Genomic DNA, 18,091 nt, shown 5'->3' on the forward strand with positions numbered 1-18,091 from the left:
ATTCAGGGCCGGAGCGAAACCGGCCCTTTTTCCGTCAGTTCCGTATAGGCGAGCGTCTGGTCCAAATGCTCCGCGCGAAGGGAAAGCAGCTTTTCAGCATAGGCAAGCCGGATTGTCGTATAGGCGCTGTCTTCGGCAACATTGGAGAGCTCCGCCGGATCCTTCGCGAGATCGAAGAGCAGCGGCGGCAGCCCGGCGCAATGGACATATTTGAAGCGCTTGTCGCGGATGACGGCGAGATTGCAGGCATTGGACCGCAAGCCGAAATGCTGCTCCGGGACACCCTCGGCGATATCGCGGAAATCGAACTCCCAGAAAGCGGCATCGCGCCAGTTTTCCGGCTCGGAACCGGAAAGGAACGGCAGCAGGCTTTCGCCATCGACATGATTTTCCGGGGCGATGCCAAGCCGGTCGCACAGGCTCGGGAAAATATCCGCGGCACTGGTGAAATGCTCCACCTGCCGGCCGTGTGTGGCAAGCTGGCCGGGATCACGAACGACGAGCGGCACATGATAGCTTCCGTCGAAGAAACCACCCTTGCCGAGCATCCAGTGGTCGCCCATCATCTCGGCATGGTCCGAGGTGAAGACGATGACGGTATCGTCCCAGGCGCCTGCATCCTTCAATGCCTGCCAGATCCGGCCAAGCTGCGCGTCGACCTCGGCAATCATGCCGTAATAGATCGCGCGGATTGTCGCAAAGTCTTGTGACGTCCAGTCGCTGATGGAGCCTTTGCCGCCATACATGAAGCCGCCCTTGCCGATCAGCGGCAGGCCGAAGGCGAGCAGCGGATGCGCTGCCATTTCCGTCTCGCGATCAGCGGCACGCGCAAAAGCCGGGCCATCGGCGGCCAAAAACATGCGATTATAAGGCTCTGGCACCGAGAAGGGCGGGTGCGGCCTCAGGAAAGAAACATGCGCGAACCAGGGCTGATCCTGCTCTCCGAGCCAGCGGATGAACTCGCCCGCCAGAAAGGCTGTCTGCGTCTCCTCCTTGGAATAGGCGGGTGCGTTGCTGGAAATCTCGCCCGGCTCGGCGCCGACGGGAATATGGATATCCCGGCTAACGGCATCAGCATGGCCGCGCGACCGCAGCCAGGAAAGCCATTGTTTCTCGTGCTCGGGCAAAAGCTGCTGCGGCGTGAAGCCGGGCAGCACGCCCTCATAGGTCGTCAGATGCGGATCATGGGGATCGCGGCTGCGCGGATCGGGCGCCGTGTCGGTATAGCCGAACAGCGCCGGGTCATAGCCGGCCCGGCGTGCGGCAAGCGCGACATTGTCGAAACGGGCATCCAGCGGCGAACCATTGCGGCAAACACGATGGTTCATCTGGTAAAGACCGGTATAGAGCGTCGCGCGCGCCGGTGAACAGGGGGCTGTTCCGGCATAATGCCGCCGGAAGAGCACGCCTTCCCGCGCGAGCGCATCGACACTCGGCGTCTTCACGCATTGATGCCCGACGGCGGAAAGGCAATCTCCCCGCCATTGATCGGCCGAAATCAGAAGAACGTTTGGACGCTTGCCCGCCACACCAGCTGAAGGGTAAGGCTCAGTGCTGGTTGGATTTGGCATGCCAATTCCATGCGGATTGGATGATCTCCGTGAGGTCATATTGCGGCGACCAGCCAAGGATATCGCGAGCCTTGTCGTTGTTGGCGACCAGCGTCGTTGAATCGCCCTCGCGGCGGCCAACATATTCGACCGGGAACGGCCGGTTCGACACGGTCTCGATGGTTCCGAGCAGTTCCTTCACCGTCGTACCCGTGCCCGTGCCGAGGTTAAGCGCGACGGAATCGCCGCCATCAAGCAGATATTCCACGGCGCGGACATGGGCATCCGCCAGATCGAGCACATGGATGTAATCGCGCACGCAGGTGCCGTCGCGCGTATCATAATCGCTGCCGAACACCTTGAAGCCCTGGCGCCTTCCGAGCGCCGCATCAATGGCGAGCGGGATCGCATGGGTTTCCGGCGTATGCCACTCGCCGATGCGCCCCTCGAAATCGGCGCCGGCGGCGTTGAAATAGCGCAGCACCACGGAGCGCAGCCCCTTATACTGGTCGTAATCGGCCAGCGCCTGCTCGACGATATATTTCGTTCGGCCATAGGGGTTGATCGGCACCTGCTGGTGGCTCTCGTCCAGCGGCACGCTCTGCGGCAGGCCATAGGTGGCGCAAGTCGAGGAGAAGACGAAAGCCTTCACACCGGCAGCCTGAGCTGCGGACAGCAGGGTCAGCGTGCCGATGACGTTGTTTTCGTAGAAGGCGACGGGATCCTTGACAGACTCGCCAACCTCGATCAGCGCAGCGAAATGCAGGATTGCGGCAGGCTTGTGCTTGGCTAGCACCTCATCGAGGCGCGCCCGATCGCGGATATCGCCTTCCTCGGCGGGACCCCATTTGACGAACTCGCGATGACCGTTGGAGAAATTGTCGTAGACGACAGGCTTGAACCCCTTGCTCGCCAGATCCAAACAAGTGTGCGAACCGATATATCCGGCTCCGCCGACCACAAACACCGTTTCTCCTGCCATGACCATCCCTTCTTAACTCACAAGGATTTGCCGCTCCAAGCGCGGCGGACCGGTTCGATCCGACGCGTACACTTAGAGAGCTGTAGCCGACTTGCAAGGCGGGAGAAAGGAGCAAGATTGGTAGTATCGAGAACGGGCCGAGGCGAAAACCTAAGCCGGCTTCATCTCCGCCTTGCCAGTATGCATGAGAATTCCGGCTAGCGCCAAACCCGGAGGCAGAAGGAAACAGGCCATGCCGACAAACCGAAAAAGCGCCGCCGCCAGCGCGCAACCCAAGGCAAAGCCGCCAACCGAGACGCCCATGCGGCGAAGCCGCGCCTTCATCGCCGCTTTTTCCTCGGACGAGGCACCACGCAGGAGATCGGCGATATCGATCATGATCTGGGTTGTCGTACCCGTCATCATCGTTGTGGGTGGCGTCGAGCCGAGGTGAATACGATGCGCTGTCGTCTGGATTGCCATGGCCGCGACAAGCGTCATCCCTGTCAGAAGCGGCTGCCAGCCATCTCCATCGCCAAACGGGCCAAAGTGCAAAGCGAGGATCGCCGCGAACGCTAGTAGCAGCAATTTCAGCGTAAGGATGATCTGCAGCGTCGGCAGATTGCGGCGCGAAAGATCGCCGCCAATGAGACGGGCGAGGATGACAATAACGCAGAAAACCGGCAGCGCCAGAAGCTTAGCCAAAGCGCCAGAGGTTCCGAGCGCCAGGGAAGCGCCGAGCGTGACAAAATTGCCCGTGACATGCGCCGTGAACAGGCCGTGCAGGGCAAGAAAGCCGGCGGTGTCGACATAGCCGCCATTGATGCTCAGAAGGGTAGGAAGACTTGGCCTCATCGCTTTCTCGTTCGCTTATCGTCTCCGACCTTATCGCGCCGAATAGCTGCTGATGTCGAGATGCTTGCTTGGCCGGCAAACCAAACATCGCCGTGTAACGCCGATCGGACGGCAGGCCTGCCGCAGACTAAGGTTGCATCGACTTGCTTAACAGAGCTGTGCTTTACTGACTCTCTGTCCAAACATGCTGGGCTGCAACGCTTCACTATTCTAGTCGTTTTCTCGCATCCCGCTTCCCTGTTCGAAATTATCGGTTGGGGGCCGCGGGCCGCGGCGGTTGTCGCCCTCTTTACCTTGGCGCGGTTAGCGGCAGCACAGCCGCCGGGCGCACCGATGTAATTCATGCTCGTACACGCCCATCCCGGCTCAGGCGGCTAAAGATCGGAGGGGTGTGTCGACTGAATTACCGCCAGAGGCATGATTGATGCGCCCCCGCGATCTGCGCAAGCTTCTGACCGGCATCGGCAAGAGGAAACTGCCTGTCGCTCTTCTTAATTGAAAGGACTACATGTCTTTGTTATGCAGCAGTAACAGCGCATCCTAATTCAGTGGAATCGCTCAGGATCAGTAGGATTTTAGCCTGATTTGTCGGCGGCTCTCCCAATGTTGCCGCCTGTATGGTCGACGACCACATCGCTTACATCGCGACGACGGAAGGACGCGATCTGATAACGAGAATATTGCTGCTTTCGCCCCAGGCTGAAGGCGGGTTGTTTCGCTTGTTGGAGTATTCACCGAGGAATGACGTCTGAACTTGGAAAACCGGCTGGAAGCAACTACTAAATTTTGTTGAAGCCGTTTTACCCGGCACCTTTTTTGGAAGGTGAGCGAGCAACATGAAACAGATCAACTTTGTGCTGAACGGCCTGATTCTGATATTGGGGTTTTGCGCGATTTTCTTCTTCATCGGCGCTATCCTGCAATTTCTACAGCTAGATGTCGGCATGGATAGCATTTGGCGCGGCACCATTTTCTCTTCGACCTGCGCGATATTATTGGCAGGCGCCGCCATCTGCCTTGATAAGGCAAACCAAGCGCTCGCTCGAGGATCGAAGCGCACTTGAGTACACGGCACCCCGGCCCACGGCTGGGGCACTGCGAGCATTGTGGTCATCCCAGGGTATGACCACCATCAACTCTTCGTCATCCTAACCGGGATAGCGACCAAGGTGGGCGTTAAGCCTTCCATAGCCAGTATTGACGGAGAGAGTGAAATAGTCGCCTCCATTCTGATTCTGCTTTTTCCAGATGCCGCCGATCTCGACGTGTTTGCCACGTGGGCTCTTGGCGAAGAGGCGATAGACGGGGCTTTGGCGTTGGTGCTTTCGAAGACCTCGCCTGAGATGTCGAGATCGTAGGCGATCGAGGCGATGTTCACGTCCCATTGGGCTTACGGCTGTTCCTGCCCGAGAGTTGGACCAGCGATCAGGATCGGATGGCTGAGGCTGGCTATGGTCTGTCGGCAGCGTTTCGCCAGGGGCTCAGTGCACGCAATCTCACCTGGGCTGTCGGTATTCCCAAGCATCTGAAGGTTTATCCTCATGATGTTGCATTGATCTTTCCGGTCGCCGGCCATGGAAGGCCACGCAAGCTTTCGATCCCCGACACCCTTTCGACCGCAGCCGCACCGCCTGTCGCCGAGTAATTATGTCCGATAATTGCCTCATCGGACGTATTTGACACAGCGCCGCCTTCACGGTAGAAATCGATAAAAAGGTAGAATATCGGAGTCTCCCATGTCTCTTAACATCAAAAACCCTGCCACCGTCGCGCTTGCCGACGAACTCGCCCGCCGTCAGGGCATCAGCAAGACCGCCGCCATCCATCAGGCCCTCACCGAACGCCTACATCGCCTGGGATACGGTGATGTGGCGCAGGAGCGGCTGCTTGGCGACTTGCGCGCCATCCGCGAACGAGTGGCGCGATTGCCGGACCTCGACAATCGCAGCGATGAGGACATCGTCGGCTATGACGAGCACGGAATTCCGAACTGATGGTGATCGATACCTCCGCCATCGTCGCGATACTACGCAACGAGCCTGAAGCTTTGCGGTTAGAACGCTCGCTGGTCGCTGATCCGATCCGTCTGGTGCCTGCGACTTGCGTGCTCGAGGCCCGCATGGTTCTCATCAGTCGGCGCGGTGAACACGCCCTGGCCGAGATCGACCTTTGGCTGACGAAAATCGAAGCGGAGATTATTCCGGTCGACGCGGACCTGGTGGATCTGGCAACGCAAGCCTGGCTGACCTATGGCAAGGGCCGCCATCCGGCCAGCCTGAATTTTGCCGATTGCTTCTCCTATGCTCTGGCCAAACGCGCCGATGAAGCCCTGCTCTTTATCGGCAACGACTTTTCCCAAACCGATATCGAGGCAGCGTGATGACCAGCGACACGGAGCGCGAGGATGATCGAACCGATTACCTCCCTCCCCCGCCGCGCAGCCGACATCCAGCCTACCCGCGCACCTGTAAGAACTCACCGACTGCGCCCGCACTTACGTCGAGGCGGCCAGCTCCGCCAACACGCGCAAAGCCTATGCCAGCGACTAGGAGCATTTTTCCGCCTGGTGTCGGCGCTCGAACCTGACGCCCCTTTCAGCCGATCCACAAATCGTCGGCCTCTACATCACCGCTCGTACGTCCGGCACCGCCGAACGTGGTATGAAGGCCAACTCTGTGTCGACCACCGAACGGCGGCTGTCCGCACTCACCTGGAATTACACGCAACGCGGCATGCCGATCGATCGAAAGGATCGCTGTCGCTATCTCGCCACTACTCATTACCAGCCCCAAAACCCGTATCTTCGCTTTCGTTGGATTGTCCAAAAAAACTCCTAGACAACGCATCCGGGTATAAGCCTGTCGTTTTCCTTTGGAATCTTTGGACGTTCTCAGCGATCAATACCACGGGCACGGTTGATCGTTCGACGTTGGCGCTCAGCGACAATCTCTTCTGTCCTATCTATAGCGACGGCACGCTGGATCGTGCGCAATTGCCCCAGGATGGATTTGAAGACCGTTTGCTGAGACTTTGAGACCATGTTGGCGACATCTGTCTCGTTGCGCAAAATTGCACCCGGTCCGAAGCGAGCATCAAGTGCCTTACTGACCACAGAAAATTCCTGGCGGACATCTGGTGACAACGACTGGACCAATCGTGTCAGCTCGCGCGGGTTCTTCTCCATCTCTGACGTGATGTGCCGCAGCTCATTCTGGGCAATTCTCGTCAGCCCTGGAATAGCTATTGCCATCCGTTCCCGCTCTATCATGACCGCCGATTTTTCGGTCTCAAAGGCGCTCAAGTAATATCGACCAAGAGAGTGAATGTCGGCACCAACCGCGTTAACCGCCTGCAGTGCTTTCCTGCGCTCCCGGCCACCAGCGAGCAGCCTATCGATCATCCTGCCGCTACCGCGCAAAGGACCATAGGCCGTTGGTTCTGTGGCAACCGCACGTGCAACACGCTCAGGGTCGATCTGCTTGATCACCAGATCTTCGATCATCCTCACGGCTGTTGCGGGATCGCGCCAGATCACGGACCCGGTTGCAGCGAGTGCAGCTCTCACCTGTTTGTAATGCTCAGTCTCGGTCACGCGCATTCGCGCCTCCTCGTCGAAGCTTGCATTGAATTTCGTGACCGCCGACAACATTGCAGGAGATGCGAGTTGGGCGAGACGCGCCTCTTCTGCAATCGATTGGGTAAGGGAGTTCACCGCGGGTAATGGATCGGAAGCATCCGCCGTCGGAGCGGGCAAGACGTCTTTATCGCGTGTTGCGTGAATAGCAGCTTTCCGCCCTGAAGTTTCGACTGCGACCCCAAAGGGCACGTTCGCCCGTTGCCAGAACCGCGCCACATGATCACTTTGTACGGTGAGCCAATTGGATAGGCGCTCCACCTGTGCCTCGACGGCGTAACCATACTCCGCGATAGTGTCGATGCCGCGCCGCCGTGCGAAATCGAAAGCCACGGATCGATAAGACGCCTCGTTTTCGAAATCGAGCGTCGTCGTCTTTTCGCCGGAGCGCGACAGCCGTTCAATCAGTTGCGCAAAGAGCGTCGGAGGGCGATGTTCGGCGGTAAGTTGCTCCATCAGAGCCTCGGCCTTATCAATTGAATATGCCGTCCAAATGTTGCGGTCGACAACGCGATCCTCAAAATGCCTCGCTCCCGTTTCCTCATCAACAACGGGCATTTTAACGGTAACTTTTTCAGTCCCCTCCTTGCGCATGGTCACTGTATCCCCGATCCCGACGCCAGCCGCCTCAAGCGCCTTGGGCAGATTGACGCCCCAAAGGCGATGCGTGGTTCCATCTTTCGTTCTGACATCAACATAAGGAGAAGGATCGGCGTCGTCCCGCTTGCCAAACTTCGCAAGTCCGATTTCAACAAGCTCACCGGTAATGCCAGCGGCATGCTCGACGCGGGCCGTCTTGCCCCGTTCGCACTTTGGCTGAAAATCTTCCCTTGCCGCATAAAGATCGACACGCTCGCGATGACGCGTCATGGCAACATATGTCAGGTGCCGGTCCATCATGCCGGTTGCCAGCACGAAAGCGCGGTCGAAGGTCGATCCTTGGCTCTTGTGAATCGTCGCGGCGTAACCGTGGTCGACATTGCGATAAGTGTCTTCCGCGAACATGACATCCCGGCCACTGTCCAACCGAACGAAAAGAAATGGTTCCCCTCCTCGACCCGCCGTCGATACGACCGTTCCAAACATGCCGTTTTTGACATGCTGAACAGCGAGGTGAGAGGCCTTGGGTTCGACGAACCGCGCATTTTCCAGGAAAATGATCCGGTCTCCCTTGCTAAACTCACGTATGCCGCGCTCTGTGCGAAAGGACCTGCCTTCGCCAAGCGCATCCTGTTGTGACATGACCGCACGGATCGCGTCGTTGAGGCGTCTCACGTCACTGTTGGTGTGGGCCAGAACCATCAACTCGTCGCCACGCAACTTTCGACCTTCGATCTCCGCCTTGGCAATGGCATCAAGGCGAGCACTGGCCCAATCGGAGACGATGCGTTGAACCGCATCATTACGCGTTTCACTTTCGAGGAGATGGCCATGGGCGCTATAGGCACTCAAGGCTTCCTCAACATTTCCATGGGCAAACAGACGGGACGCCTCTCGCGCCCATTCGTGTCTCTGGCGCCGAACGCCGACCAATTCGGCAAAGCCGATGCGCTCGACGATGGCGCGGAAGGCAGCCCCCGCCTGGATCGGCTGAAGCTGCATCGCGTCGCCGACAAGAACTGCTTTCGCGCCCGCATCCTCGACGCGTTTGAGAAGACGCGCCATCTGTTCCGACGACACCATGCCAGCTTCATCTAGGACCAAGACGTCGCCCTTCTGCAGGAGGTCATAGTCGTTTTTCCAGGCAAGCTCCCAAGCGGCAATCGTACGTGAACGGATCCCGGAACTACCAGTCAATGCCTCTGCCGCCTTGCCGGCGAGCGCTGCTCCGAGAACGCGCCTGCCGTCTCCTTCCCAGGCGAGACGTGCCACACTCAGCAATGTCGACTTGCCAGCGCCCGCGATACCGACGACTGCGGCAATGCCGCTATCGGCCGTGATATGTCGAACCGCATCGATCTGCTCAGCGTCGAGGCGAATGGCCTTGTCTGACACCGCCCCGATCTCACCTATCGCAGCATCAACTTGGGATGACGATACCGCGAAGCTACCAATGTTGGAGAGATTGAATGCCGACCGCGCCATGTGAAATTCGGTCCTGATCGTCGCGCGCGTCGTGAAGACTGCCGGCAGCTCGACCCCACCGGTTTCCGCACTCACCTGCTGCGGCCGAAGCATTACCAAATCATCCGATGTCATCAGTTTCGCTCGGATATTGGCAAAGACGATTGGGTCATCAACGTAGCGGTGCAGGGCACGGGCGATCTCGGCTTCACCGAAAGTCGAACGTTCGTTGCTGAGTTGCCGAAGCAATAGACCGGGATCGGCAGCGAGGCGATCCGCAGCCTCGTAACGCTGCGCCAATGCCGCAGGGGCGAAATGGACATCGGCACCTTTGCGTAGAAGCGCCGTGCGTGCAGGACCGACATGGCGCCGCCCCACTCCCCGCAACCCCTGCTCCTCATAGGAGCGGCCGTCTATGCGAATATCGTGACCGGCAAGTGCCAGATGGTGCGTTACCGTTTGAGCCCAGGCAAGCTTCCACTCCTCCATCGTTTCCTTGTTGCCCGCCCACCGACGGTAAATAATTATTCCTTTCGGCTTATCGGGGGTTTTGAGCCGCAATGGCTCGCCCCTGTCGTCGACGATAGCGACTAGCTTCGGCCCAAACCCTTCCGTGGTCAGCGGACGCAGGGTGGTCATAACGTGGACGTGCGGATTGCCCTTCTTGTCGTGATAGACCCAGTCTGCCACCATTCCGCGCGACACCAGGTTCTCGCGAACGAAGTCGCGCACGAGGGCGATATTCTCCTTCCTGCTGAGCTCGTTTGGAAGCGCAAGGATGAGCTCGCGGGCCAACTGTGCATCCTGCCGGGTCTCGAAACAATCGACAGCATTCCAGAGCGCTTCGCTGGCGCCGGCAACCGATCGTCCGTCAATTAAAATTCGCAACCATGCCGGCGTATCGTCGGGCAGAGCAAGTTCCTCATGGATGAGTTCGTCCGCCCTTGCCGAGTAGTGGAACTTAATCCCCACCTGCTCCTCCGTCATCTTAGTGCGATGACGATAGGCTGCAGCCGAGACAATGCTCTGTCCCGCTCCGCGGCTGATCAATTTCGCTCTCAAAAACATAATAGCCAAATTTTACTCTACCCTTTCTGACACCTTGGTGCCGCGAAGATATCGAGATCGTTGGCGAAAAGGCCTGGAAGAGACCAATTTTCCAGGATGAATTCCACTCTCCTATATTATTTTAGCCGATTTGACTACAGTATTTAATGCAGTATAAGAGATGCGATCAGACCCGACCCTGCTGAAAGGAAGGACAGATATGCGTGCAAGAACCACGGTTTCCGAGATTGACACACAGATCGAGCTGCTCGCAGAGAAACGAAAGAACATGGTCGCCAAGGCCAATGAACGTTTCGCTAGTGCGGCACGGAGGGCCGGTCTTGCCGAACTGGACATTTCCGATGCCGAGCTCAATGACGTTTTCGCCGAGATCAGAGCGCGATTTCGCGACGACGAAAAAAGGACAGCGGGCGAATCCGCTTAAGAGGCTCGATCAGCGGATTATGCTTCTCGAACGAAGGCGGCAGCGCGAGATGACAAGCGATCGCAAGCGTGAAACGCGCGAAAAGATGATCTTCGGCGGATTGATCATCAAGGCTGGCTTGAGAAAAGCCGATCGCGCGTTCCTGCTCGGTGCCTTGATCGAAGCCAGCCGGATCCCGCCAGATACCGCGCAGTACCGTGAGCTTCACAAGATTGGTATGGAAGCGTTCCGAGCCGATGCACGCATGAATAATTCGGAGAGCAAGGATCTAGATGTTTGACCCAGGCTTTGACCCCGCCGACGATACCCCCTCTGACAGGTTCATCTTTACATTGAGGCCTTTGCCTCGCTCGGTCTTGGGACGATGATAGGGGGCAATAGCTTCGCGCGTTGAATCCACTGAAAAACAGCATGGTTCGCCGAAGCGGACGCAGCCGCCGATCATGACCGCGCACCGCTGATACTTCCCGCAGTTGCCGTAGCTTTACACGTCAGCAGAAAGGGACTTGCCGTAGCGGTGGAGCAGCCGCGCGACGTCGCTTTGCATGGCAGACAGGGGATGCGTCGCCTTCGCCTCGAAGGCGATCGGTTTGCGCGCGAAGACCGCGTAGCAGACCTCGCTGAGATCATGCCGGGACAGATAGGCAATCCCGTCCGGCTCCTCCGGATGATCCCAGAGCGCATCGGCCCATGCGCCGCATGGCTCATAGGGGCCGGTGGAGATTGAATTATCCGTGCCGAGGATCTGCAGCCCGGCGCCGTGCATCGTCACCATGCGCAGAGCCGTCCGGCTGGTGAGCTCCGTTACCGACCGGGTGACAATTTCGCGTTCTGCAACCATCAGCCGTTGCGGGTTGCGCAGGATCGTCTCGGCGAACGCGCCTGCGAAGGCGTGGCCGATATAGAGCACGCCGAATCGTCCACTTGCGCTATCAAATCGATAAATTGGATCGTGGCCGGCTCCCGGTCCGAAAAACACCGGATCAAAGCTCGATCGGTGAATCCGGTGCAACACCGATCCGGCCGGAATGGTCGTGATCGGTAAGTTCGCATTCTTCAACCAATCGGGCGGGGGCGCCGCCGCCCCGGACGGTCCTCGCACCGGCGGGGCCATCAGGCGAAGCCGTCGCCGGTATTGGCGCGGACTAGCCGCTCGACCGCGCCGAGATCACCCTGGCGCAAAGCCTCCAATGGCGACCGGCCGCCGAGCGCGCTATCCCGCGCAAGCAGAAAATCGAGCGTAGCCCAGGCGCCTTGGTCTGCGAGACCGCGAACGACCTCGGCTATCCCCGGCAAAACCTCTCCGTCCCGGAACTGGCAGGCTGGATATTTCCAGTCGCTTCCCTCCCGGACGCCAAGGATCGCGTTGCCCCGACGCCGCTTGTCGATCGCTTGGCGGGTGATGCCCGCAATTTTGCCGGCTTCTTCGGCGGAAAGGACGCCGCCGGCACGTAGGAGCAGTTGGTTCCGATGCTCGACATTGCGCGCGAGCGCCGGGACCATCGGGTCGAGATTGCTCACCGCCTCCCCGATAAACTCGGGATGGCTGAGGATTTGCGCGAGCGTTCCTGCGCCCGTCGGCGCGCCGAGAGCCGCCGTGAGCGCCTTCGACGGTGTTGTCGCGGCAATCCGTTCGAGTGCCGACATTGCACGACGCAGAAATGCGGCCTGGACGGAATCCGGGTCGGTCTGGAAACTCAGCACGAGCTCAGTTGAATGCGGGGCGCGAGGCATAGTGGCCTCCTCTGGTTGTCTTAGGATTTATATAGTAACGAAAACTACTGCGTCAACTCGCTCGATGGGGTCTTTTACATCATTGACGAGAAACGAGGGCTTCGTCTGCATGAGTTAGGGGCGATCCCTCTTCAGGGCGCGGCTCTACTCGCGTCCTGCCGGTCACTGCCGGAGCCCGCAAGCGGTCTCCGCGCATGCGGTCACGCTCCTCTCGCGGGGGTATGATCAGCGGGTGGCGAGCGTCCAGCAGGGCCCGACGAGTACTCATGAGGAAGCGTCTCCTGCCTGTGCCGGTCGCTGGAGTGGTCGCCGCGTCGGCGGCACGGTTCGGCGTTGAGCGGCGCCGGGCGACCGGGAGGGCCGAGGAAGTGCGGCCGGGACGAAGCGGTGCATTGCCCGCCGTGAAGACGATCTGCTTGTCTGCCCGCATCCGCAGCACTTCATGCGGCTGGATCAGCGGCCGCGCTGCAAGCTGCTTCGATCGCGTGCGCGACGAACCCGACGCCTGCGATGACCGGCCGACCTGGTCGATCTCGACCGTCGTCGTGCCGCAGCGCTTCGAGATGTAGTCGGCCGTCTCCGGATCATTCACTGCCGCGAAGCTAATCCAACTCGCGCTCTCGAACCATTTGCTGGCGGCATCGCGCCCGCCATAGGTTTCGCGCATCTGGCCAATGCTCTGAAACAACAGCAACAGCGTGATGCCGTACTTGCGGCCTGCGTCGCGTGCCGTCTCCAGGATCCGCATGAAGCCGAGACGCGCGACCTCATCGAGGAGGAACAGGTGCAATCTTACTCGCCGCGCTCAACCTCGAGAGCGGCAATTTCGTCGGAAATTTCCGCAATCCGTTGCCGGAGCTCTGCTTCGGTACCGTCTTCCACCTCGCCTTCGCCGAAACAATAGCGCGCTATATGCAGCTCGAGCTTGGCCTCAAGTTGTTCGCGCTGGGTACGGAGTTGTTTAAGGTAGCTGTTTCGCATCGCGAACCGCTCTTTCAGAGAAAAGAAAATAGGTCTCACCAAATAAATGGGGTCGAAACCGGAAAGTTTCGATAGGCATCCTATGCATCCGCCCCAACGCTGTATCGCAACGTGCCACAAGACCATAATTTTCAAGCCATGCCGAAGCGGCCGACCGGTCATCACATTCATGCGACCCACACCTAAAATGATCCCGAAGGCAAATATTAGACGCTGACATCAGCTTCGAATTCGGGCTAATTCAGGTGAAGTGTTCGAGGTATGTTGTGTTGAACGAAAAAATTGCCGTCATTGGCCTCGGTTATGTGGGCCTCCCCGTCGCGATTGCGCTTGCCGAAAAATTCCATGATGTGGTCGGCTTCGACATCAAGGCCTCCCGTGTCGCCGCGCTGAAGGCGGGCGAGGACGATACCCGAGAGGTTTCTGCCGAACGGTTGCGGTCGAGCGGGCTGCGCATCAGCAGCGAGATCGAGGATCTCAGGGATCGCGATATCTTCATCGTTGCCGTCCCGACGCCAATCGACCGGAACCGCCAGCCCGATTTGCGGCCGATGATTTCCGCCTCACGCACGGTCGGCAAGGTTTTGCGCAAAGGTTCGATCGTCGTCTATGAGTCCACCGTCTATCCCGGCGTTACCGAAGAGGTCTGCGGCCCGGTGTTGGCGGAGGCTTCCGGACTGCGCCAAGGCGAGGATTTCCATGTCGGTTATTCGCCGGAACGCATCAACCCCGGGGACAAGGAGCACACCTTCGAGCGGATCGTAAAAGTCGTCGCGGGCGACGACGCGGAAACGCTGGAAAGGATTGCCGCCATCTATGGCGCCGTAGTGGAGGCCGGCATCCACCGCGCCCCCAGCATCAAGGTGGCTGAAGCCGCCAAGGTGATCGAGAATACCCAGCGCGATGTCAATATTGCACTGATGAACGAGCTTTCGATCATTTTCGAGAAAATGCATATCCGCACCGCCGATGTGCTGAAGGCGGCGCGGACGAAATGGAATTTCCTGCCCTTCACCCCCGGTCTCGTCGGCGGCCACTGCATCGGCGTCGACCCCTATTACCTGACGGCCAAGGCCGAAGAGCTCGGCTATCATCCGGAAGTCATTCTCTCCGGCCGCCGCATCAATGACGGCATGGGCGCCTTCATCGCCCAGAAGCTCATCAAGATGCTGGTTGCGGCGAAAAAGCCGATCAACGGCGCGCGGATCGGCATCTTCGGCCTGACCTTCAAGGAAAACGTGCCAGACCTGCGCAATAGTCGCGTGCCCGATATCATAAGCGAACTTCATCAGTTCGGCGTCGAGCCGCTCGTGCACGATCCGATGGCGAGCCATGCGGAGGCCGAAGAGGAATATGGCATCCGCCTGGTGGAACTGAAGGATTTCGGCAAACTCGACGCTCTCGTGCTTGCCGTTCCCCACAAATCCTATCTGGCCGAAGATGCAACCGGTATCCTCACTCTCTTGAGCAAGAACGGCGTCGTCGTCGACGTGAAGGCGGCGCTCGATCGAGCCAACCCTGTGCTGGAAGGGCATTCGGTCTGGAGCCTATAAGGCTGAAAGCCAGCTCAGTGCGCCTTTACCCCGCACCGACGACCGTTGCCGCCAATCCCTCTTCGACCGAGTAAGGCGGCGACCAGCCGGTGACCGCCTGCGTCTCGCCGATATCGACCTGAAGCGAGCCAAGCAACCGCTGCGCGGCGGCTCGACGCCCCAAAAGCGCGGCAAGTCCCTCAAGCAGCGCAGGCGGCACCGGTAGCATCCAAGCCTTGCGCCCAGCGGCCAGAGATAGTTTTGATATCAGCTGGCCGATCGAAAGATCTTCGCCGTCGCTGACTAGGAACATACGGTTTCCGACAGCCGTATGGCTGGCACACAGGAGCATGAAATCGATGAGATTGCCGACATAAACGAGCGACCTGCGGTTTCGAATTGCCCCGAACGGCCAAGGAAACGGCCGGGAGGCCCATTTCATCAGGCTTGCGAAATTCGCCTTGACGCCAGGGCCATAGACGAGCGGCGGCCGGATGATGACGATCTCCATGCCCGTTTCCGCCGATATCGCGAGCAGAGCCTCCTCCGCCTCCAGCTTCGAGCGGCCATAGGCATCTTCTGGATGCGGCACATCCGAGGCCCTGAAGGGCCTTCCCGCCGACGTCCCTTCGCCGTTGACCTTGATCGAGCTCAGGAAAATGAAGCGTTTCACGCCCGCACCCGCGGCCTGTCGTGCCAGGTTGACGGTCGCATCGACATTGACGGCTCGGAACGCGGACAACGGATCGGCGGCGCTCTCGTGCATGACATGGACGCGGGCCGCCAGATGCATGACGGTATCGACGCCAGCAAGGGTCCCCGCCCAATCGGTATCGCTATTCATCGTCCCGATGGCGGCGAAACCTGGGCGAGAGTTGCGGCTGACCGGCCGATACTCCATCCGCCGGCGGGAAAGCTCAGTGCACAGAGCCTGTCCGACAAAACCCGTCGCACCCGTTACCAGGATCATCCGCGCACTGCCTCCGCTTTTCCGCGTCATGATTGACTTAGACATGCTTTGCACGGGATATCCGCTCGGAACAAGGGCGGGGAATCTCGTGGGGGATGGTTGTGCTTGAAATCGCGATATGACATGGACGGAGCATTGACGACCTTGATCACCCTTAGAATACGGGGCGATGCAACGATAAGAGACGATGTTTTATACGATCGCCAAGCGCCTTTTCGATTTTCTCGCTGCTCTAGCCGCGGCCATCGCTTTTTTCATTCCGATCCTAATCGTCGCACTCGCAGTACGGCTGACCTCGCCGGGCCCGATCCTCTATTGGTCGGATCGGGTGGGCCGGAAAAATAAGATCTTCCGCATGCCGAAATTCCGCAGCATGCGTACTGATACGCCTGCCGTGGCGACCCATCTGCTGAAGGACCCGAATATCTACCTGACGCCGATCGGCTCCTTCCTGCGCAAATCCAGCCTCGACGAGCTGCCACAGCTCTGGTGCATCCTGAAAGGCGAAATGAGCATCGTCGGCCCGCGCCCGGCGCTGTTCAATCAGCACGATCTCGTCGCTCTGCGCACGGAACGCGGTGTCGACGCATTGCTGCCGGGCTTAACCGGTTGGGCACAGGTCAACGGCCGCGACGAACTGCCGATCCCCGAGAAGGTGGCGCTGGACGAGGACTATCTGCACCGACGCTCCTTTCTTTTCGATCTGAAGATCATTTTCCTCACGGTATTGAAAGTGGTCCGGCGCGACGGAGTTGCTCATTGACAAACAATCGGCGAAATCGGCATCAGTGACACGACGGCGGGGGAAAATTGCCGTATTCCTGCCCCTTTGCGACCATACGGCGCGTCACGGGGGCGAGGAATGCCGGATGATGAACCGATTCTGGACGAAGGCGGATGACGACATTGGACGACTCGCGCATCAATAAACCGTATGCTGATCTTGCAGCCGAACCGATCGGCGTCACGAAGGCAGGAAGCAACATGACGAAACCGCTCGCCATCATCGGCGGCATTCTCTGGCTGCTTGTCGCTTCGCCGACCGTCGTCGAGAGCGACGCCTATCGCTATGCCACCGCGCTCCTCTCTCTGATCGCTCTCTACTACTATATGAAGGCGCCCATACGGCCGCGCACCGACTGGATCGGCTGGCTCTGCATGGGCTGGGCCTTCTATGTCATGGCGCGTTTCTTCATCACCTTCTGGCTGACGCCGCAGCACGATATCGGCGCCTCGGATTGGCTCTATGCCTTCCCCTTCTTCTTCCCCATCATGGGCGTCGCCTTCCTGCTCTATGAGGAGCTGATGGAAAAGATCGTCGCGGCCTATTTCGCGGTGGTCCTCATCATGCTTGTGGCAACACAGCACCTGCGCGAAGTCTTTGCCGGCGCAACCATCCGCCCGTTGATCATGAACAATCAGATCCACGGCGCCGTCGCCTGCGGCATGATCGTGATCTTCACCCTGTTCTGGCTGCTGCACTACCTCACGGACAAATCCAGTGACCGCCGGATCGCCCGCTTCTCCTATATCGTTTCGCCCTTCATCTTCGCGCTCTGTTTCATCGCCATTTACGGTGCCAAGTCAAAAGGCGTCTGGCTGGCACTCGGCATCACACTGCCTATCCTTGCGCTCATTACGCTGACCTACCTGCGCCTGAAGAGCGGTGTCATCATCATTATCGCCGTCGCGGCCGTGTTGATCGCCGGGATCTATGGCGTCAGGCACAATCTCGACAAGACGGCTGGCCCGACCGTGTCGGCCGCCCTTTCCATGGTCGAAAATGTGGCCAACGGCCATGAGATGGGCGGCGTGGTTTCAAACGCCATTAGCTCCAGCAATACACCGGTGTCGATGGACGAACGCCTGCAGCTTTGGTCGAACAGCTGGGAGGTCTTTTCCTCCGCACCGATATTCGGCTGGGGCAACCGGTGGCTCGAACGCTGGGCCGAGACGCGCTACTCGCATGTCCAGTATACGCTGCTGCACAACGGCTATCTGGAAATCCTAGTGCGCTACGGGCTGTTCGGTGCGGCAATCATGGGCTTCATGCTCGCCACCTTCATCCGCGCCGTCTGGCGCGCCCGCAAGGCCGGCATTATTCCGCGCGCCGCATGGCACGCATACATCGCCTGCCTGTTCTTTTTCTCATTGACGCTCCTCAGCAACTCCAACAACCGCCTGGCGATCGGCGAAAGCCTGGCCTTCGCAAGCTCCGCCTTCGCCTGCTGGTGCCATATGCGGCTGAAGGGGGAGTATTTGACGACGTCGGAGGTACAAAGGAAGGAAGCGGCCGTGAGAGCGTGAGCATGATAGTT

Annotated in this window: 17 protein-coding genes and 3 pseudogenes; 10 read left to right on the forward strand and 10 right to left on the reverse strand. The window is 59.1% G+C overall.

Annotated features, from left to right (window positions below; all coding sequences use genetic code 11):
* Positions 1 to 2: 2 nt before the first annotated feature.
* The 3 genes from PH558_RS12440 to PH558_RS12450 all read right to left on the reverse strand — a co-directional run bounded on the left by PH558_RS12440 (position 3) and on the right by PH558_RS12450 (position 3,366).
* Complete coding sequence (locus PH558_RS12440; RefSeq protein ID WP_285204645.1) at positions 3 to 1,571, reverse strand: alkaline phosphatase family protein; 1,569 nt, start codon at positions 1,569 to 1,571, stop codon at positions 3 to 5.
* On the reverse strand, positions 1,549 to 2,532 hold the full coding sequence (gene galE / locus PH558_RS12445) for a UDP-glucose 4-epimerase GalE (RefSeq protein WP_285204646.1): 984 nt from the start codon (positions 2,530 to 2,532) through the stop codon (positions 1,549 to 1,551). Before galE ends, PH558_RS12440 begins: the two co-directional genes overlap by 23 nt.
* 150 nt (positions 2,533 to 2,682) lie before the next feature.
* Positions 2,683 to 3,366 (reverse strand): YoaK family protein, encoded by a 684-nt coding sequence (locus tag PH558_RS12450; protein ID WP_285204647.1) that lies wholly within the window; start codon positions 3,364 to 3,366, stop codon positions 2,683 to 2,685.
* Between the two features lie 836 nt (positions 3,367 to 4,202).
* On the opposite strand from PH558_RS12450, the gene PH558_RS12455 reads away from it, so the two are divergent.
* A complete protein-coding gene (locus PH558_RS12455; protein ID WP_285177481.1) occupies positions 4,203 to 4,430 on the forward strand; it encodes a hypothetical protein in 228 nt (75 codons plus the stop codon).
* An 84-nt stretch (positions 4,431 to 4,514) separates the two neighbouring features.
* On the opposite strand, the gene PH558_RS12460 is transcribed toward PH558_RS12455, so the two are convergent.
* On the reverse strand, positions 4,515 to 4,751 hold the full coding sequence (locus PH558_RS12460) for a DUF736 family protein (protein WP_285204648.1): 237 nt from the start codon (positions 4,749 to 4,751) through the stop codon (positions 4,515 to 4,517).
* Here PH558_RS12460 and PH558_RS12465 point away from each other — a divergent pair.
* From PH558_RS12465 to PH558_RS12480, 4 genes and pseudogenes are all read left to right on the forward strand, one after another.
* Positions 4,730 to 5,005 (forward strand): annotated as a pseudogene (locus tag PH558_RS12465) (transposase); the annotation flags it as partial. The gene PH558_RS12460 and the pseudogene PH558_RS12465 overlap by 22 nt on opposite strands.
* Before the next feature lie 97 nt (positions 5,006 to 5,102).
* Positions 5,103 to 5,360, forward strand: coding sequence for a type II toxin-antitoxin system VapB family antitoxin (locus tag PH558_RS12470; protein ID WP_106999493.1), 258 nt, complete (start codon positions 5,103 to 5,105; stop codon positions 5,358 to 5,360).
* Positions 5,360 to 5,746 carry a type II toxin-antitoxin system VapC family toxin gene (locus PH558_RS12475; RefSeq protein WP_285204651.1) on the forward strand — a complete coding sequence of 129 codons (387 nt, stop codon included), beginning with the start codon at positions 5,360 to 5,362 and terminating at the stop codon, positions 5,744 to 5,746. Before PH558_RS12470 ends, PH558_RS12475 begins: the two co-directional genes overlap by 1 nt.
* A 43-nt stretch (positions 5,747 to 5,789) precedes the next feature.
* Positions 5,790 to 6,122, forward strand: a pseudogene (locus PH558_RS12480) (integrase); the annotation flags it as partial.
* A gap of 134 nt (positions 6,123 to 6,256) precedes the next feature.
* Here the strand turns inward: PH558_RS12480 and traA are convergent.
* A complete protein-coding gene (gene traA / locus PH558_RS12485; protein WP_285204652.1) occupies positions 6,257 to 10,141 on the reverse strand; it encodes a Ti-type conjugative transfer relaxase TraA in 3,885 nt (1,294 codons plus the stop codon).
* 190 nt (positions 10,142 to 10,331) lie between these two features.
* Between traA and PH558_RS12490 the strand changes: the two genes are divergently transcribed.
* Together PH558_RS12490 and PH558_RS12495 are read left to right on the forward strand one after the other, a co-directional pair.
* Complete coding sequence (locus PH558_RS12490; protein WP_095433181.1) at positions 10,332 to 10,556, forward strand: TraC family protein; 225 nt, start codon at positions 10,332 to 10,334, stop codon at positions 10,554 to 10,556.
* 49 nt (positions 10,557 to 10,605) lie between these two features.
* Positions 10,606 to 10,836 carry a conjugal transfer protein TraD gene (locus PH558_RS12495; RefSeq protein ID WP_095436082.1) on the forward strand — a complete coding sequence of 77 codons (231 nt, stop codon included), beginning with the start codon at positions 10,606 to 10,608 and terminating at the stop codon, positions 10,834 to 10,836.
* Positions 10,837 to 11,040: 204 nt separating this feature from the next.
* Here PH558_RS12495 and PH558_RS12500 read toward each other — a convergent pair whose 3' ends face one another.
* The 4 genes and pseudogenes from PH558_RS12500 to PH558_RS12515 all read right to left on the reverse strand — a co-directional run bounded on the left by PH558_RS12500 (position 11,041) and on the right by PH558_RS12515 (position 13,271).
* Positions 11,041 to 11,673 carry an RES family NAD+ phosphorylase gene (locus PH558_RS12500; protein WP_483314153.1) on the reverse strand — a complete coding sequence of 211 codons (633 nt, stop codon included), beginning with the start codon at positions 11,671 to 11,673 and terminating at the stop codon, positions 11,041 to 11,043.
* Entirely contained in the window at positions 11,670 to 12,290 is a 621-nt protein-coding gene (locus PH558_RS12505; RefSeq protein ID WP_095433183.1) for a DNA-binding protein, read from the reverse strand. The genes PH558_RS12500 and PH558_RS12505 overlap by 4 nt, the downstream gene beginning before the upstream one ends.
* A gap of 370 nt (positions 12,291 to 12,660) precedes the next feature.
* A pseudogene (locus PH558_RS12510) lies at positions 12,661 to 13,074 on the reverse strand (type IV secretory system conjugative DNA transfer family protein); the annotation flags it as partial.
* A gap of 8 nt (positions 13,075 to 13,082) precedes the next feature.
* A complete protein-coding gene (locus PH558_RS12515; protein ID WP_285205011.1) occupies positions 13,083 to 13,271 on the reverse strand; it encodes a hypothetical protein in 189 nt (62 codons plus the stop codon).
* A 266-nt stretch (positions 13,272 to 13,537) separates the two neighbouring features.
* On the opposite strand from PH558_RS12515, the gene PH558_RS12520 reads away from it, so the two are divergent.
* Positions 13,538 to 14,824: a nucleotide sugar dehydrogenase gene (locus PH558_RS12520; RefSeq protein ID WP_285204658.1), complete on the forward strand. Its 1,287-nt coding sequence runs from the start codon at positions 13,538 to 13,540 to the stop codon at positions 14,822 to 14,824.
* Between the two features lie 25 nt (positions 14,825 to 14,849).
* On the opposite strand, the gene PH558_RS12525 is transcribed toward PH558_RS12520, so the two are convergent.
* Positions 14,850 to 15,773: a UDP-glucose 4-epimerase family protein gene (locus PH558_RS12525; protein ID WP_285204660.1), complete on the reverse strand. Its 924-nt coding sequence runs from the start codon at positions 15,771 to 15,773 to the stop codon at positions 14,850 to 14,852.
* A 187-nt stretch (positions 15,774 to 15,960) separates the two neighbouring features.
* Here PH558_RS12525 and PH558_RS12530 point away from each other — a divergent pair, with 187 nt between their 5' ends.
* Positions 15,961 to 16,536, forward strand: a complete 576-nt coding sequence (locus tag PH558_RS12530; protein WP_285204661.1) for a sugar transferase — start codon at positions 15,961 to 15,963, stop codon at positions 16,534 to 16,536.
* A 221-nt stretch (positions 16,537 to 16,757) separates the two neighbouring features.
* Complete coding sequence (locus PH558_RS12535; RefSeq protein ID WP_244575239.1) at positions 16,758 to 18,080, forward strand: O-antigen ligase family protein; 1,323 nt, start codon at positions 16,758 to 16,760, stop codon at positions 18,078 to 18,080.
* The last annotated feature ends 11 nt before the right edge of the window (positions 18,081 to 18,091 follow it).

This window comes from Rhizobium pantanalense (assembly GCF_030182525.1).
Lineage (GTDB): Bacteria > Pseudomonadota > Alphaproteobacteria > Rhizobiales > Rhizobiaceae > Rhizobium.